This window comes from Streptomyces phaeofaciens (assembly GCF_014648915.1).
Classification (GTDB): Bacteria; Actinomycetota; Actinomycetes; order Streptomycetales; family Streptomycetaceae; genus Streptomyces; species Streptomyces phaeofaciens.
This window is the reverse complement of sequence record NZ_BMSA01000002.1, coordinates 181,911-197,358: the sequence shown is the minus strand read 5'-3', so window position 1 is coordinate 197,358 and position 15,448 is coordinate 181,911. Positions and strand designations below refer to the sequence as shown.

Sequence of the window (15,448 nt, the reverse complement as noted above, 5' to 3'; positions counted from 1 at the left end):
AGACGGAGATGTCACCAGTGGGGAGCGGGTTCGCCCCTTACCGAATAGGTCACAACGCCGAAAAGACCGCAACGCCACGACCGGACGCGCCGACCCGCTCAGGGCCGGCCCCGGAACCGCCGCCGCTCGCCGCCCCCCTCGTGCGAGGGCTCGTCCGCGAGGCGTACGACGGGGTCGTCGGGACCCTCCCGGCCCGCGACGACCGGACGCGCCGCCCGGACGGCCTTGGCGCGGTACTGGGCGGCGTCCGCCAGCCGGAAGAGCCGGCGGGCCGAGCGGACCGGCCCGATCGGGTCCTCGGTGGACGCGACACCGCAGGCCACGCCCTCGCCCAGCTCCAGCTCGGCTGCGCGGCGGCAGAGTTCGCCGGCGACCTTCACCACGCCGTCGGCGGGCTGTCCGACCGCCAGCAGGCAGAACTCGTCCCCGCCGAGCCGCGCGGCGAGCGCCCCCGGCAGCATCGCCCCGCACAGCGACAGCACGGAGCCGAAGCGTTCCAGCAGCCGGTCGCCGACCGCGTGCCCCCGGGTGTCGTTGACCCGCTTCAGCCCGTTGAGGTCGCAGACGACGAGGCTGACGGTCGTACCGTCCGCCCGGTGCCACTCGATCGCCTCCTCCAGGCGTACGTCGACGGCGCGGCGGTTGGCGAGACCGGTGAGGGCGTCGGTGAAGGCCAGCCGCCGGGCCTCCTCCAGCCGCTCGGTCTGGGCGATCCCCGCGGCGACGACGGCGGCCAGGACGGTGGCGAAGTCGGCGTCGGCGCGGTCGAAGACGGGGGTGCCGGCCGAGCGGGCCACGTACAGCTCGCCCCAGGCGCGGCCGTGCAGCACGATCGGCGCGACCACACAGGAGCCGCGGCCCCGGCGGCGCAGGGCGGCGACCCGCTGATGGCAGTAGCCGGGCTGTCCGGCGGCGGGCCCCCGCGCGGTCTCCACCCAGGCGTTGGGTTCGCCCCCCGACACCCAGCGCTCGTGCAGGAACTCGGTGATCTCCGGGAACTGGTGCACCGGGTACGCCTCGTCCTCCGGGAACTCGTCCTCGTCGGCGGAGCGGTCGCCCACGTTCACCAGGACACGCAGCCGGCCCAGGTCGCGCTCCCACACGGAGAGCGCGGCGAAGCCTCCGGCCAGCGCCCGGCACGCGCCGAGCGCCGCGGCCCGCCACGACTCCCGGGGTGTGCGCGCCGCCGCCATCCCCTGTGCCAGCCCCACCACAGCCGCGAGGCGTCTGTCCTCACCCATCACCCCAGGTTAGGGACATTTACCACCAAAGGGGATGCCGGAGCGCCACCGAGAGTCACCGGTGGCGCTCGCTACTCCCCCGGCCACTGCGGCGCGCGCTTCTCGTTGAACGCCGCCACCCCTTCCGCCCGGTCCCCCGAGAAGGCCACCGACCGCCACGCCGCGTCCTCGACCTCGAGGCCCGCCCGCAGATCCAGCCCCTGCCCCAGCCGTAGCGCGCGCTTCGCCGCCCGCAGCCCCACCGGCGAGTTCGCCGCGATCCGGGCGCCCATCGCCAGCGCCTCCTCCCGGTCCCGGCCCTCCTCCACCAGCACGTCCACCAGCCCCAGCTCGCGCGCCTCGGCGGCCTCCACCCGCCGCGCGGTGAAGATCAGCTCGGCCGCCCGCGCCGCGCCCACCCGGCGCGGCAGCAGCTGCGTACCGCCGCCGCCCGGAATCACCCCCACCGACACCTCCGGCAGGCCCACCACGGCCGTGCGGTCGGCCACGATGACATCGCACGCCAGCGCCAGCTCGAAGCCGCCGCCCAGCGCGAAGCCGTGCACCGCCGCCACCGTCGGCACCGGCAGCTCCAGCACCCCGGTGTACGCGCCGCGCGCGACCGGCCTCTGCCGCACCAGGTCCGCGTCGCTGAAGGAGTTCCGCTCCTTCAGGTCGGCGCCTACGCAGAACGCCCGTTCGTGCGTCGAGGTCACCACGACCACCCGTACGTCCCGGTCGTCGCCCAGCGCCGCGCACGCCGCGGCGACGGACCGCGCCATGTCGCTCGACACGGCGTTCATGGCCTTGGGCCGGTCGAGGGCCAGCTCCGCGACACGGCCGCCGTCCCCGTGCCGCCGCACCAGCACGAACTCCCCGAACCGCTCCTCGCTCATCGCTTCCTCCGGTTAACGCGGGTTAACACAACTCGACCGCCCGATCATCGCAGCCGGGGTCCGCCGGGGAAAGTGCGGGCCCGTTCCCCGCTCACCGCCCGCCCCATCGCCGCACCGAGGCCCGCCCACCCGTTCGAGTGACATCCCGCCCAACTCCTCCCTGACCGCCCAAGGGAGCGCATAACGTGCGTCCGCCCCGGCGCATCGGGGGCGCGGCCACACCGGGGAGGGAACGCGATGACGAACACACCGGTGGACGAGATCCAGGGAGAGCCCACCCGGCTCTGGGCGACGCCGCGCGGCCGGCACCGCCGCCCCCGCCCCCGCAAGGTGCTGTTCGCCGCGGGCGGTCTGGCCCTGGCCGCCGGTGTGCTGAGCCTCGTCCGGCTGACCCCGGACCCGGGCGGCGTCGGCGGGCTCGGCACCGCGGAGGCGGAACCCCGCCCCGACCCCCTCACGGGCGCCGACACGGCCACCGACCGCCCGGCCAACGCGGGCGCGACCGTCGCCGCCACCCCGACGGCCCCCGCCCCGATGGGCGGAGCCGGCGCGAGCCCGACACCCGAGGTGAGCGCGGTACCCGGCGCCCCGGGCGCCGCGACGTCCGTGGCGCTCGTCCCGGGCACGCTCTACAGCCCGGCCGCCCCCGGCGTGACCCCGGCTCCGGCCCCGCCGCGCGCCCCGGCACCCACGCCCACGACGACCACCGGCCCCCGGCCCGCACCCTCCACGTCCACCCCGCCGCCGGCGCCGGCCCCGACCGGCGCGCGCCCGGCACCGGCTCCGGCACCCGGACAGCCCGGCCACCCGGGCATCTGCGTCCCGGTCATCGGCCTGTGCGTGGACCCGCTGGACCAGGTGGCGGCGGCGCCGCACCGCTGACCGGGGCGGACCGCCGGCGCCGGTCAGTCCTGCGTGCCGTGCTGCCGCCGGGTCAGCAGCCACGGCTCGACCACGCCCAGCCCGCGCACCGGCCGCTGCCACATGGGCTGGAGTGCGAAGCGGTACGTGGGGGGCTCCTCACCCTCCTTCTCGGCGGCGGCCGCGGCCTCCGCGGCCTGCGCCTCCGAGGCGGGCGCGTCGCCGGTGCGGATCAGTTCCTCCGCGAAGGCGCTGTCGACGAGGACGGCGTCCCGCGGCGCTATCGAGGTCAGCCGCGACGCCAGGTTGACCGTCGTGCCGAAGACATCGCCCATCCGGGTGGTGACCGTGCCGAACGCCATGCCGACCCGCAGCTCGGGCATCGTCTCGTCGTTGCTCATCGTCTCGACGAGCAGCAGCGCGATGTCGGCGGCCGTGCCCGCGTCGTCGGCCGCGTACAGCACCTCGTCGCCGAGGGTCTTGATCAGCCGTCCGCCGCGCGCGGCGACCAGGTCGGCGGCGGTGGTCTCGAAGGCCTCGACCAGCTCGCCCAGTTCCTCCTCCTCCATCCGGCGGGTCAGCCGGGTGAAGCCCACGAGGTCGGCGAAGGCGACGGCGAGGCGCCGGTCGACCATCTCCTCGTCGTCGGCGGCCTGGACGACCCGGCCGGCCGAGGCGGCCAGCTGCCGGCGCCAGACGTAGACGAGGAACTCCTCCAGCTCGGGCAGGAGCAGCTCGACGATCGGATAGGTGACCTCGGTGCGGGTCATCCCGGGCTCGGGCGGCTCGGTCAGGCCCTCCAGAAAGGAATCGATCTGCCATTCGGCCAACCGGGCGGTGGTCTGCCCGGTGGAACGCGCGACCTGCACGGCCATGGGCTCGCTCAGCAGCCCCGCCTCGACGAGACCGGCGAGCCGGCGCAGTGCGAGCACGTCGGCCTCGGTGAGGGCCTTGGCCTGCCCGATGTCGGCGAAGCCCATGGCCCGCCAGAAACGGGACGCCAGTTCCATGGAGACACCGGCGCTGCGGGCGGCCTGAAAGGGGGTGTAGCGCCGCTCGGCACCGAGAATCAGCTGTTCGAGGCGGAGGGCGAGCGGGTCCTCGCCGGGTTCGGCGGCAGGGAGGTCCCCGGGCTCGGCCGAAGCCTCGAGCGGGGAGGGGTCCACCCGGCGTTCCGCGCCCGCGCCGGAGCCCGTGTCGTCGACGGTCACGCCTGCTGCCCTTCCGATCTTCCGCGGTCAGGTATCGACCGGCCTCAACTCTACGGCAGTGTGCGCCAGCTCACTCCGTCAGGCGACGGACGGCCCGCCCGCCCCACCCCCGCTCACAGGCCGCGCACAGACGCGCGACGGGTCCGGGACCTCACGCCGGCCGGAGGTGCACGATGTCCCCCGCGCCCACCGGCTCCTGCACCCCGTCCGCGGTGGCGATCACGAGCCTGCCGTCGCCGTCGACCGCGACCGCCTCCCCCACCAGGGCGCGCCCGCCCGGCAGCTCGGCGCGCACGGAGCGCCCGAGGGTCGCGCACCCCGCCGCGTACGCCTCCTGGAGTCCGGCGACCGCCGGATCGCCGCCGGCCGCCCGCCAGCGCCCGTACCACTCCTCCAGCGACCGCAGGACGGCCCGCAGCAGCGGGTCCCGGTCGGTGCCGGCCGCCCCGGCCAGCACCAGCGATCCGGCCTGGGGCACGGGCAGCTCGTCCGCGCGCAGGGTGACGTTGACGCCGACGCCGATCACGACGCCGTCCTCCCCGGCCCGCTCGGCCAGGATGCCGCCGGCCTTGCGTTCCTCGCCCCCGACGGTGACCAGCAGGTCGTTGGGCCATTTGAGTGCCGTGTCCACGCCCGCCGCGCGGGCCAGGCCGGTCGCCACGGCGACCCCGGTGAGCAGGGTCAGCCAGCCCCAGCGGGCCACCGGCACCTCGGCGGGCCGCAGCAGCACGGAGAAGAAGAGCCCGGAGCGCGGCGGCGCCGTCCAGCTGCGGTCCAGGCGGCCGCGGCCCGCGGTCTGCTCCTCCGCGACCAGGATCGTGCCCTCGGCCGCCTCACCCTTGGCGGCCAGTGCCGCCAGGTCGGAGTTGGTGGAGCCGGTGCGCTGCACCACCCGCACGTCCGACCAGAGGCCGTCCTCGCGCACCAGGGCCCGGCGCAGGGCGGTGCCGTTGAGGGGCGGCCGGTCCAGATCGGACCAGCGGCTGCTGTTGTCGTCTGAGGCATCTCGCGGCGTCATGCAAGCCACCCTAGGTGTGTGAAACGCCGCACTGCCGATCGGTAGGTGCACCACTACTCTACGGATGAGTAACCGTCCCCCCTTTTGAGCAGGCAGGGAGCCGCATCCCGATGTCCGAGCCGGAACAGCGTCAAGAGATCGACATCCACACGACCGCGGGGAAGCTCACCGATCTCCAGCGCCGTATCGAGGAAGCGACACACGCCGGCTCCGCACGCGCCGTCGAGAAGCAACACGCCAAGGGCAAGTTGACGGCCCGTGAGCGCGTCGAGCTGCTTCTGGACGACGGCTCCTTCGTGGAGTTGGACGAGTTCGCCCGCCACCGCTCCACCAACTTCGGCCTGGAGAAGAACCGCCCCTACGGCGACGGCGTGGTCACCGGGTACGGCACGGTCGACGGCCGTCCGGTCGCCGTCTTCTCCCAGGACTTCACGGTCTTCGGCGGGGCGCTGGGCGAGGTCTACGGCCAGAAGATCGTCAAGGTGATGGACTTCGCGCTGAAGACCGGCTGCCCGGTCATCGGCATCAACGACTCCGGCGGCGCCCGTATCCAGGAGGGCGTGGCCTCCCTGGGCGCGTACGGCGAGATCTTCCGCCGCAACACCCACGCCTCCGGGGTGATCCCGCAGATCTCGCTGGTCGTCGGCCCGTGCGCGGGCGGCGCGGTGTACTCCCCCGCGATCACCGACTTCACGGTGATGGTCGACCAGACCTCGCACATGTTCATCACCGGCCCGGACGTCATCAAGACGGTCACCGGCGAGGACGTCGGTTTCGAGGAGCTGGGCGGCGCCCGCACCCACAACTCCGTCTCGGGCGTGGCGCACCACATGGCCGGTGACGAGAAGGACGCCATCGAGTACGTCAAGCAGCTGCTGTCGTACCTGCCGTCCAACAACCTGTCCGAGGCCCCGGTCTTCGCGGAGGAGGCGGATCTCTCCGTCACCGACGAGGACCTGGAGCTGGACACGCTCGTCCCGGACAGCGCCAACCAGCCGTACGACATGCACACGGTGATCGAACACGTGTTGGACGACGCCGAGTTCTTCGAGACGCAGGCGCTGTTCGCCCCGAACATCCTGACCGGCTTCGGCCGGGTCGAGGGCCACCCGGTCGGCATCGTCGCCAACCAGCCGATGCAGTTCGCCGGCTGCCTGGACATCACGGCGTCCGAGAAGGCCGCGCGCTTCGTGCGCACCTGCGACGCCTTCAACGTCCCCGTCATCACGTTCGTGGACGTGCCCGGCTTCCTGCCCGGCGTCGGGCAGGAGCACGACGGCATCATCCGCCGCGGCGCCAAGCTGATCTACGCGTACGCCGAGGCCACCGTCCCGCTGATCACCGTCATCACCCGCAAGGCCTTCGGCGGCGCCTACGACGTCATGGGCTCCAAGCACCTGGGCGCCGACCTCAACCTGGCCTGGCCGACCGCCCAGATCGCCGTCATGGGCGCCCAGGGCGCGGTGAACATCCTGCACCGCCGCACGATCGCGGAGGCGGAGGCGAACGGCGAGGATCTGGAGGCGGTGCGGGCCCGGCTGATCCGGGAGTACGAGGACACCCTCCTCAACCCCTACATCGCGGCCGAGCGCGGCTACGTCGACTCCGTGATCATGCCGTCCGACACCCGCCGCCACATCGTGCGCGGCCTGCGTCAACTGCGCACCAAGCGGGAATCACTGCCCCCGAAGAAGCACGGCAACATCCCCCTCTAGCCCCCAGGAGTGGCTGTGACGATCAAGGTCGTACGGGGCAACCCGACCCCGGAGGAGCTGGCCGCCGCCCTGGCGGTGGTCCGAGCCCGCGCCGCGGCGGCAGCGGCCGTGCCGTCCGGCGCGCCGGGCCCCAGGGACGCGTGGGCCGACCCGGCCCGCATCGCGGGGCAGCGTGTCCCGCTGCCCGGCCAGGCGTCCTGGGCCCGCACCTACTGGCCGAGCTGAGAAGGACCCACCGGGGACCGAGGGGAACCGCGCTCGGCCGAGCGACCGGGGGCACGATCTGAGTACCCCTACTCAGGCGCCGCCCCCGGCCGAAGCGCCACCCTGGTGGAATGCTGTGGTCCGACCCCGAGAACGAGCCGCCCGAGGAACTGCGCGACATGCAGGAGACCCTCAGGCGGCTCGGCTTCTTCCTGGCGGCGGCGATGCTGATCGCGTTGCTCGTGCTCGGCCTCAGCTGAGAGCCGCACCGGCGCTACCCTGACCGCATGCGCCGACTCGTCCTCGCCTCCCAGTCCCCCGCCCGACTGAACCTGCTGCGCCAGGCCGGCCTCACCCCCGAGGTGATCGTCAGCGGAGTCGACGAGGACGCCGTCACCGCCTCGACACCCGCCGACCTGGCGCTCGCGCTCGCCGAGGCGAAGGCCTCCGTCGTGGCCGCGAAGCCCGCGGTCAAGGGCGCCCTGGTGATCGGCTGCGACTCGGTCCTCGACCTGGACGGCCAGGCGCTGGGCAAGCCGGCGGACGCCGAGGAGGCCACGGCGCGCTGGAAGGCGATGCGCGGCCGCGCGGGCACCCTCCAGACCGGGCACTGCGTCTACGACACGCTCAGCGGCCGGTACGTCTCGGCGACCGCCTCCACGGTGGTGCGCTTCGGCGAGCCGACGGACGAGGAGATCGCCGCCTACGTCGCCTCGGGCGAGCCGCTCCACGTCGCGGGCGCGTTCACCCTCGACGGCCGCTCGGCGCCCTTCATCGACGGCATCGACGGCGACCACGGCAACGTGATCGGCATCAGCCTGCCCCTGGTCCGCAAGCTGCTGGCGCAACTGGGTGTGAACATCACGGAGTTGTGGGCCCCGGCGGAGCACTGACGACGGTGGGCCCGGCGTCCCTGGGCCCCTCGGCCGGCCCCTGGGGCGGCACTCCCTTGCCCGTGACGCCCGTGGCGCCCGTGACGCCCTCGTCCGGGGCCGGCTCGCCCTTCGGGCCCTGGGCGGTCGCCGCCGCGCCGTCCGGGCCCTGAGAGCCCTCTGAGGGCCCCGGCTGTCCGGCCGCGGGCCGCGCCTGGGCGTCGTACGTCATCAGGAGCAGCACGATCAGGGTGAGCATCACGACCATGAACAGGAACTGCGGCACACCCAGCAGTCCCCAGGCGACCGCGCCCAGCAGGCCGTGCACCACGGCCACGCTGATCAGCAGGACGCGGCCGAAGCCGGCCGGCGGCCGGTTGCGCAGGGCCACCAGCAGGGCGACCAGGCCGCAGAAGGCGAAGTAGAGCCCGAAGACGACCCCGCCGGCCTTCGAGGACGTCGACATCACGTCCGGGTCCAGGCCGGCCAGGGACATGTCCTGGCGGTCCACGACCACGCCCATGAACCAGTTCAGCGCGGCGATGCCGAGCGCCTCCGCGAACAGCACGATCGCCACGATCCATGCCACCGGTCTACGGACCACCGGCCCCCACCCACTTTCGACTGCCGCCCGAGCAAGACTGCGGTTACCCCTAGTACGTTCGAGACATCGTGAACGCTACTAACGGGTAAACCCCGGGACAAGGGTTCTGCGGGCGGCAAAGAATCGTTGGGCCATTCGTAGGGACTCCACAAAGAAACGGAGTGGGCCGCAGCACGCTCTCACAGAGACCTTGACCACATCAGAGGGCTAGGGTTGCCGGGAGGAGTGCTGCGTACGGCGGTACTACAAGGGATTTCGCGGTCGCGTGAGCCTCGCATCACGCTCCGTGTGGGCAAGCTCACCTTTGGGGACGGGTCGAAGTCCCGTGTCGGCAGTCCCTAAACTCGGCTTGTTTCAAGGAGGGAGCCTCAATCGTGCGCAAGGTGCTCATCGCCAACCGTGGCGAAATCGCAGTCCGCGTGGCCCGGGCATGCCGGGATGCCGGTATCGCGAGCGTGGCCGTGTACGCCGACCCGGACCGGGACGCTCTGCATGTCCGCGCCGCGGATGAGGCGTTCGCCCTGGGCGGTGACACTCCGGCGACCAGTTACCTGGACATGGAGAAGGTGCTCAACGCGGCGCGCGAATCCGGCGCCGACGCCGTCCACCCGGGGTACGGCTTCCTGTCCGAGAACGCCGACTTCGCTCAGGCGGTCCTGGACGCGGACCTGATCTGGATCGGCCCGCCGCCGCAGGCCATCCGCGACCTCGGCGACAAGGTGGCCGCCCGGCACATCGCCCAGCGCGCCGGCGCGCCGCTGGTGGCCGGCACCCCCGACCCGGTCTCCGGCGCGGAGGAGGTCGTCGCCTTCGCCGAGCAGCACGGTCTGCCGATCGCGATCAAGGCCGCCTTCGGCGGTGGCGGCCGCGGTCTGAAGGTCGCCCGGACGCTGGAAGAGGTCCCGGAGCTGTACGAGTCCGCGGTCCGCGAGGCGGTCGCCGCCTTCGGCCGGGGCGAGTGCTTCGTCGAGCGCTACCTCGACAAGCCGCGTCACGTGGAGACGCAGTGCCTGGCCGACCGCCACGGCAACGTGGTGGTCGTCTCCACCCGTGACTGCTCCCTCCAGCGCCGCCACCAGAAGCTGGTCGAGGAGGCCCCGGCGCCGTTCCTCTCCGAGGCGCAGGTCGCCGAGCTGTACTCCTCCTCGAAGGCCATCCTGAAGGAGGCCGGCTACGTCGGCGCCGGCACGGTGGAGTTCCTCGTCGGTGTGGACGGCACGATCTCCTTCCTGGAGGTCAACACGCGTCTCCAGGTCGAGCACCCGGTGACCGAGGAGGTCGCCGGCATCGACCTCGTCCGCGAGATGTTCCGTATCGCCGACGGCGAGGAGCTCGGCTACGGCGACCCGGAGCTGCGCGGCCATTCCTTCGAGTTCCGCATCAACGGCGAGGACCCGGGCCGCAACTTCCTCCCGGCCCCCGGCACCGTCACCTCGTTCGCCGCGCCGTCCGGCCCGGGTGTGCGACTGGACGCGGGCGTGGAGTCCGGGTCGGTCATCGGCCCGGCGTGGGACTCGCTGCTGGCGAAGCTGATCGTCACCGGCGCCACCCGTGAGCAGGCGCTCCAGCGGGCGGCCCGTGCGCTGGAGGAGTTCCAGGTCGAGGGCATGGCCACGGCCATCCCGTTCCACCGCGCGGTGGTGAAGGACCCGGCGTTCGCCCCCGAGCTGACGGGCAGCGCGGAGCCGTTCACGGTCCACACGCGCTGGATCGAGACCGAGTTCGTCAACGAGATCCCCGCCTTCGCCGCCCCGGCCGACGCCGAGGCCGAGGACGACACGGACCGCGAGACGATCGTCGTCGAGGTCGGCGGCAAGCGGCTGGAGGTCTCCCTCCCGTCCTCGCTCGGTATGTCCCTGGCCCGGACGGGCCTCGCGGCGGGCGCCAAGCCCAAGCGCCGCGCGGCCAAGAAGTCCGGTCCCGTCGCCTCCGGCGACACCCTCGCCTCCCCGATGCAGGGCACGATCGTCAAGGTCGCGGTCGAGGAGGGCCAGGAGGTCAAGGAGGGCGACCTGGTCGTCGTCCTGGAGGCCATGAAGATGGAGCAGCCGCTGAACGCGCACCGTTCCGGCACCGTCAAGGGCCTGTCGGCGGAGGTGGGCGCGTCCCTGACCTCCGGCGCGGTGATCTGCGAGATCAAGGACTGACGTCCCGCAGTACAGAGCGAGGCGCCCGGCGGACGGGATCGACGAATCCGCCGGGCGCTTCGCGTTCCCGGCGTGCCGTTCGACCCGGCCGAAGGCCGCACCGAAGGAGAAGGCGCGCCCAGCACCTGGGCGCACCCCGTGTGAGGGCCGACGCCTCGGCCGGGGCTCACGGGTGCAAGGACCCGAGCCACGACACCTCGGCCGCCGGCCCGGCGATCTCGCCGAGCCACCGCACCGCTCCCGCCGGCCCGGCACCCGGCACGAGCCGCGACCCCGCCCCCGCCGGGACGGCTCAGCGGCGGCGGAGGTCCGCGACCCGGGCGCGCTCGGCGCCGGGCGGCTGTTCACCCAGGACCGCGGCCGCGCGCAGGCCCGCCGCGGCACCCGGGACCTGGCCCCGGCGCGGGGCCGGCAGAGGTACGTCCCGACGCTGCTGCTGGGGGCGCGCCGGGACCGCGTCACCCCCCGAGCTGCCCGATGCCCCGGCCACGGCGATCTGCACCCCCTGGTCCGCGAGCGCCTGGAGCTCGGTGGCGGCGCGGTCGTCGTGGGCGGGCGGCTCGTCGGTGATGAGCCGGGTGATGAGGTCCGTGGGCACGGTCTGGAACATGGTGTCGGTGCCGAGCTTGGTGTGGTCGGCGAGGACGACGACCTCGGCGGCCGCCTGCACCAGCGCCCGGTCCACGGAGGCCGAGAGCATGTTGGACGTGGACAGTCCGCGCTCGGCGGTGAGCCCGCTTCCGGAGAGGAAGGCGCGGGAGACCCTGAGCCCCTGGAGGGACTGTTCGGCCCCGCTGCCCACCAGGGCGTAGTTGGAGCCGCGCAGGGTGCCGCCCGTCATCACGACCTCGACCCTGTTGGCGTGGGCCAGGGCCTGGGCCACGAGCAGGGAGTTGGTGACGACGGTCAGCCCGGGCACCCGGGCGAGCCGGCGGGCCAGCTCCTGGGTGGTGGTGCCCGCCCCGACCACAATGGCCTCGCCCTCTTCGACGAAGTTCGCGGCGAGGTCCGCGATTGCGGTCTTTTCGGCGGTCGCGAGATGGGATTTCTGCGGAAAGCCGGACTCCCGCGTGAACCCGCCCGGCAATACCGCACCGCCGTGCCGGCGGTCGAGGAGTCCTTCTGCCTCCAGTGCGCGCACGTCCCGCCGTACGGTCACTTCGGAGGTCTGGACGACGCGGGCGAGCTCACGGAGCGACACGGCCCCGTTCGCTCGCACCATTTCGAGGATCAATTGGCGACGTTCTGCAGCGAACACGAAACTGACAGTAACGCGGGCGACCGTCTGCTTTCAGCTCTTTGCGCCGAATAGTAGAAGTTGTTCGCACAGGGGCACGGAGAGTGGTATAGAGCCCCGATTTCGGTGTTCCGGGCCTCCGGTCAGGCCTCCCCCGCCGTCTTGCGCGTGTGCAACTGCCGTGCCACCTCGGCGATCGACCCCGAAAGGGACGGGTACACGGTGAACGCGTTCGCGATCTGTTCGACCGTCAGATTGTTGTCGACAGCGATCGAGATGGGGTGGATCAGTTCCGAGGCGCGCGGCGAGACGACCACACCGCCGACGACGATGCCCGTGCCCGGACGGCAGAAGATCTTGACGAAGCCGTCGCGGATGCCCTGCATCTTGGCGCGCGGGTTGCGCAGCAGCGGCAGCTTGACCACGCGGGCGTCGATCTTTCCGGCGTCGACGTCTGCCTGGCTGTAGCCGACGGTGGCGATCTCGGGGTCGGTGAAGACGTTGGAGGAGACCGTCTTGAGGTTGAGCGGGGCCACCGCGTCGCCGAGGAAGTGGTACATGGCGATGCGCCCCTGCATGGCGGCGACGGACGCGAGCGCGAACACTCCGGTCACGTCACCGGCCGCGTAGACGCCGGGGGCGGTCGTGCGGGACACCTTGTCGGTCCAGATGTGACCGGACTCGCGGACCCTGACGCCCGCCTCCTCCAGGCCCAGGCCCTCGCTGTTGGGGATGGCGCCGACGGCCATCAGGCAGTGCGAGCCGCTGATGACCCGCCCGTCGGCGAGGGTGACCTCGACCCGGTCGCCGACCCGCTTGGCGGACTCGGCGCGGGAGCGGGCCATGACGTTCATGCCGCGGCGGCGGAAGACGTCCTCGAGGACGGCGGCGGCGTCCGGGTCCTCGCCGGGCAGCACGCGGTCGCGGGAGGAGACCAGGGTGACCTTGGAACCGAGGGCCTGGTAGGCGCCGGCGAACTCGGCACCGGTGACACCGGAGCCGACCACGATGAGTTCCTCGGGGAGCTCGGCGAGGTCGTAGACCTGGGTCCAGTTGAGGATGCGCTCGCCGTCGGGCTGGGCGTCCGGCAGCTCGCGCGGGTGGCCGCCGGTGGCGATCAGGACGGCGTCGGCGGTGAGGGTCTCCTGGGTGCCGTCGGCGGCGGCGACCACGACCTTGCGGGAGCCGTCGAGGGCCTGCATGCCCTCCAGCCGGGCGCGGCCGCGCAGCACCCGGGCGCCGGCGCGGGTGACGGAGGCGGTGATGTCGTGCGACTGGGCGAGCGCGAGGCGCTTCACCCGTCGGTTGACCTTGCCGAGGTCCACCCCGACGACCCGGGCCGCCTGCTCCAGCGGCGGGGTGTCGTCGGCGACGATGATCCCCAGCTCCTCGTACGAGGAGTCGAAGGTGGTCATCACCTCTGCCGTGGCGATCAGGGTCTTCGACGGCACGCAGTCGGTCAGCACCGACGCTCCGCCCAGACCGTCGCAGTCGACGACGGTCACCTCCGCGCCGAGCTGCGCCGCCACGAGCGCCGCTTCATAGCCGCCGGGTCCGCCACCGATGATCACGATCCGAGTCACGTACTCCATTGTCCCGCACGGGGCGGGGTGGTACGCGTCCGGGGGCCGGGCGGGCCGTCTCCGTTACGGGAGTGACACGTGGGCGGGCTGCCGTACCCTCCTTCCATGTCGCTCTACGCCGCGTACGCCGGCAACCTCGACGCGCGGCTGATGACCCGCCGCGCCCCGCACTCGCCGCTGCGCGCGACGGGCTGGCTGAACGGCTGGCGGCTTACCTTCGGCGGCGAGCAGCTCGGCTGGGAGGGCGCGCTGGCGACGGTCGTCGAATGCCCCGAGGACCCCGCCGCACAGGTCTTCGTCGCGCTGTACGACCTCGCGCCCATGGACGAGGAGTCCCTGGACCGGTGGGAGGGCGTGGGCCTCGGCATCTACCGGCGGCTGCGGATGCGGGTGCACACGCTGGACGGCGAGACGTCCGCCTGGGTGTACGTGCTCAACGGGTACGAGGGCGGGCTGCCGTCGGCGCGATACCTGGGTGAGATCGCGGATGCCGCCGAGTCCGCGGGGGCACCACACGATTACGTGATGGAGCTGCGGAAGCGGCCCTGCTGAAGGCACCCGTCCGTAGAATCGGCCCCGGATCGACGCACCAGCGGGAGGACAGGATGGCCGGGAGGACCGCCTACACGGTCTATTACACCGAGCAGGCCGCGGTGGTGCGCGACGAGCTCGACGGACCGCAGCGCGCCGCGTTCGACAAGGGCATCACGATGCTCACCGACGACCCGTTTCCCGAGCTGTCCCGGCCCATAAGCTCCACGGGGGACGACCGGACGATCCGGCTGACGCAGAACATCCTCATCGAGTACACGGTCAGCGTGGGACGACTGCTGATCTTCGTCGTCATGGTCTTCAACGACAAGGACATCTACGTCACCGGCGAGTGATCGCCGCGGCCCTCGTTGGAAACGACAAGACAACGATCCCTTTCCCGTGGGCTCTGTCATCTACGCGCGTAGGCATTGACCGGCTAGGCTCATCCGCGTGAACGCATCTCTTCTCCCGGACGACATCCAGGGCGACCCCCACAGCGCCGCTGACGCCGCGGCCGCGCGCCTGCGCGAACTGACCGGCGCCGAGACCCACGACGTCGCCCTCGTGATGGGCTCCGGCTGGGCTCCGGCCGTGGACGCCCTGGGCGCTCCCGACGCCGAGTTCCAGGTCACCGAGCTGCCCGGCTTCCCGCCGCCGGCGGTCGAGGGCCACGGCGGCACGATCCGCTCGTACCGGATCGGCGAGAAGCGTGCCCTCGTCTTCCTCGGCCGCACCCACTTCTACGAGGGGCGCGGGGTCGCCGCGGTCGCGCACGGCGTCCGTACGGCCGTCTCGGCGGGCTGCAAGACCATCGTCCTGACCAACGGCTGCGGCGGTCTGCGCGAGGGCATGCGCCCCGGGCAGCCGGTCCTGATCAGCGACCACATCAACCTCACGGCGACCTCCCCGATCGTCGGCGCGAACTTCGTCGACCTCACGGACCTGTACTCGCCGCGGCTGCGCGCCCTGTGCAAGGAGATCGACCCCACGCTGGAGGAGGGCGTCTACGCCCAGTTCCCCGGCCCGCACTACGAGACCCCGGCCGAGATCCGCATGGCCCGGGTGATCGGCGCGGACCTCGTCGGCATGTCCACGGTGCTGGAGGCCATCGCGGCGCGTGAGGCCGGCGCGGAGGTGCTCGGCATCTCCCTGGTGACGAACCTGGCGGCGGGCATGACCGGTGAGCCGCTGAACCACGAGGAGGTCCTCCAGGCGGGGCGCGACAGCGCCACCCGGATGGGCTCCCTGCTCGCGCAGGTGCTGGGCCGCCTGTAGACCGGCCGCCGTACCGGGGGGCTCCCGGCCCCCCGGCCCCGGCACAGTCACGACCCCACACGAGAGGTTGA

16 protein-coding genes are annotated in these 15,448 nt (G+C 72.8%); 9 read left to right on the top strand and 7 right to left on the bottom strand.

Annotated features, from left to right (window positions below; genetic code table 11):
- Nucleotides 1-98: 98 nt before the first annotated feature.
- Both IE275_RS04390 and IE275_RS04385 read right to left on the bottom strand, forming a co-directional pair.
- Nucleotides 99-1,241, bottom strand: coding sequence for a GGDEF domain-containing protein (locus tag IE275_RS04390; protein WP_189707715.1), 1,143 nt, complete (start codon nt 1,239-1,241; stop codon nt 99-101).
- A 71-nt stretch (nt 1,242-1,312) separates the two neighbouring features.
- Nucleotides 1,313-2,116, bottom strand: coding sequence for an enoyl-CoA hydratase/isomerase family protein (locus IE275_RS04385; RefSeq protein ID WP_189707713.1), 804 nt, complete (start codon nt 2,114-2,116; stop codon nt 1,313-1,315).
- Between the two features lie 237 nt (nt 2,117-2,353).
- On the opposite strand from IE275_RS04385, the gene IE275_RS04380 reads away from it, so the two are divergent.
- On the top strand, nt 2,354-2,998 hold the full coding sequence (locus tag IE275_RS04380) for a hypothetical protein (protein ID WP_229870098.1): 645 nt from the start codon (nt 2,354-2,356) through the stop codon (nt 2,996-2,998).
- A gap of 23 nt (nt 2,999-3,021) precedes the next feature.
- Here IE275_RS04380 and IE275_RS04375 read toward each other — a convergent pair whose 3' ends face one another.
- Nucleotides 3,022-4,188 carry an adenylate/guanylate cyclase domain-containing protein gene (locus tag IE275_RS04375; protein WP_189707711.1) on the bottom strand — a complete coding sequence of 389 codons (1,167 nt, stop codon included), beginning with the start codon at nt 4,186-4,188 and terminating at the stop codon, nt 3,022-3,024.
- A gap of 151 nt (nt 4,189-4,339) precedes the next feature.
- The gene (locus tag IE275_RS04370) at nt 4,340-5,206 is read right to left on the bottom strand and encodes a biotin--[acetyl-CoA-carboxylase] ligase (protein ID WP_189707709.1); all 867 of its coding nucleotides are present in this window, start codon (nt 5,204-5,206) and stop codon (nt 4,340-4,342) included.
- 110 nt (nt 5,207-5,316) lie between these two features.
- On the opposite strand from IE275_RS04370, the gene IE275_RS04365 reads away from it, so the two are divergent.
- The 4 genes from IE275_RS04365 to IE275_RS04355 all read left to right on the top strand — a co-directional run bounded on the left by IE275_RS04365 (nt 5,317) and on the right by IE275_RS04355 (nt 8,018).
- The gene (locus tag IE275_RS04365) at nt 5,317-6,921 is read left to right on the top strand and encodes an acyl-CoA carboxylase subunit beta (RefSeq protein WP_189707707.1); all 1,605 of its coding nucleotides are present in this window, start codon (nt 5,317-5,319) and stop codon (nt 6,919-6,921) included.
- Between the two features lie 15 nt (nt 6,922-6,936).
- On the top strand, nt 6,937-7,146 hold the full coding sequence (locus IE275_RS04360; protein WP_189707705.1) for an acyl-CoA carboxylase epsilon subunit: 210 nt from the start codon (nt 6,937-6,939) through the stop codon (nt 7,144-7,146).
- Between the two features lie 110 nt (nt 7,147-7,256).
- Nucleotides 7,257-7,385 carry a morphogenic membrane protein MmpB gene (gene mmpB, locus IE275_RS46770; RefSeq protein WP_268255251.1) on the top strand — a complete coding sequence of 43 codons (129 nt, stop codon included), beginning with the start codon at nt 7,257-7,259 and terminating at the stop codon, nt 7,383-7,385.
- Nucleotides 7,386-7,412: 27 nt separating this feature from the next.
- Nucleotides 7,413-8,018: a Maf family protein gene (locus IE275_RS04355; RefSeq protein ID WP_189707703.1), complete on the top strand. Its 606-nt coding sequence runs from the start codon at nt 7,413-7,415 to the stop codon at nt 8,016-8,018.
- Here IE275_RS04355 and IE275_RS04350 read toward each other — a convergent pair.
- Entirely contained in the window at nt 7,987-8,601 is a 615-nt protein-coding gene (locus IE275_RS04350) for a hypothetical protein (RefSeq protein ID WP_229870097.1), read from the bottom strand. The two genes, IE275_RS04355 and IE275_RS04350, sit on opposite strands and share 32 nt — an antisense overlap.
- A gap of 374 nt (nt 8,602-8,975) precedes the next feature.
- Between IE275_RS04350 and IE275_RS04345 the strand changes: the two genes are divergently transcribed.
- The gene (locus IE275_RS04345) at nt 8,976-10,748 is read left to right on the top strand and encodes an acetyl/propionyl/methylcrotonyl-CoA carboxylase subunit alpha (RefSeq protein WP_189707701.1); all 1,773 of its coding nucleotides are present in this window, start codon (nt 8,976-8,978) and stop codon (nt 10,746-10,748) included.
- 292 nt (nt 10,749-11,040) lie between these two features.
- On the opposite strand, the gene IE275_RS04340 is transcribed toward IE275_RS04345, so the two are convergent.
- On the bottom strand, nt 11,041-12,006 hold the full coding sequence (locus IE275_RS04340) for a DeoR/GlpR family DNA-binding transcription regulator (protein WP_189707699.1): 966 nt from the start codon (nt 12,004-12,006) through the stop codon (nt 11,041-11,043).
- Between the two features lie 122 nt (nt 12,007-12,128).
- Nucleotides 12,129-13,577, bottom strand: coding sequence for an NAD(P)H-quinone dehydrogenase (locus IE275_RS04335; protein ID WP_189707697.1), 1,449 nt, complete (start codon nt 13,575-13,577; stop codon nt 12,129-12,131).
- Between the two features lie 96 nt (nt 13,578-13,673).
- On the opposite strand from IE275_RS04335, the gene IE275_RS04330 reads away from it, so the two are divergent.
- The 3 genes from IE275_RS04330 (at nt 13,674) to IE275_RS04320 (ending at nt 15,377) form a co-directional block, all read left to right on the top strand.
- Nucleotides 13,674-14,120, top strand: coding sequence for a gamma-glutamylcyclotransferase family protein (locus IE275_RS04330; protein ID WP_189707695.1), 447 nt, complete (start codon nt 13,674-13,676; stop codon nt 14,118-14,120).
- Between the two features lie 53 nt (nt 14,121-14,173).
- The gene (locus tag IE275_RS04325; RefSeq protein WP_189707693.1) at nt 14,174-14,455 is read left to right on the top strand and encodes a type II toxin-antitoxin system RelE family toxin; all 282 of its coding nucleotides are present in this window, start codon (nt 14,174-14,176) and stop codon (nt 14,453-14,455) included.
- 97 nt (nt 14,456-14,552) lie between these two features.
- The gene (locus IE275_RS04320) at nt 14,553-15,377 is read left to right on the top strand and encodes a purine-nucleoside phosphorylase (protein WP_189707691.1); all 825 of its coding nucleotides are present in this window, start codon (nt 14,553-14,555) and stop codon (nt 15,375-15,377) included.
- The last annotated feature ends 71 nt before the right edge of the window (nt 15,378-15,448 follow it).

Coding starts and splice junctions, on each gene's coding strand:
- IE275_RS04385 (WP_189707713.1), bottom strand. CDS start 2,116: ATGAGCGAGGAGCGGTTCGGGGAGTTCGTGCTGGTGCGGCGGCACGGG.
- mmpB (WP_268255251.1), top strand. CDS start 7,257: ATGCTGTGGTCCGACCCCGAGAACGAGCCGCCCGAGGAACTGCGCGAC.
- IE275_RS04325 (WP_189707693.1), top strand. CDS start 14,174: ATGGCCGGGAGGACCGCCTACACGGTCTATTACACCGAGCAGGCCGCG.
- IE275_RS04355 (WP_189707703.1), top strand. CDS start 7,413: ATGCGCCGACTCGTCCTCGCCTCCCAGTCCCCCGCCCGACTGAACCTG.
- IE275_RS04330 (WP_189707695.1), top strand. CDS start 13,674: ATGTCGCTCTACGCCGCGTACGCCGGCAACCTCGACGCGCGGCTGATG.
- IE275_RS04390 (WP_189707715.1), bottom strand. CDS start 1,241: ATGGGTGAGGACAGACGCCTCGCGGCTGTGGTGGGGCTGGCACAGGGG.
- IE275_RS04380 (WP_229870098.1), top strand. CDS start 2,354: ATGACGAACACACCGGTGGACGAGATCCAGGGAGAGCCCACCCGGCTC.
- IE275_RS04370 (WP_189707709.1), bottom strand. CDS start 5,206: ATGACGCCGCGAGATGCCTCAGACGACAACAGCAGCCGCTGGTCCGAT.
- IE275_RS04365 (WP_189707707.1), top strand. CDS start 5,317: ATGTCCGAGCCGGAACAGCGTCAAGAGATCGACATCCACACGACCGCG.
- IE275_RS04335 (WP_189707697.1), bottom strand. CDS start 13,577: ATGGAGTACGTGACTCGGATCGTGATCATCGGTGGCGGACCCGGCGGC.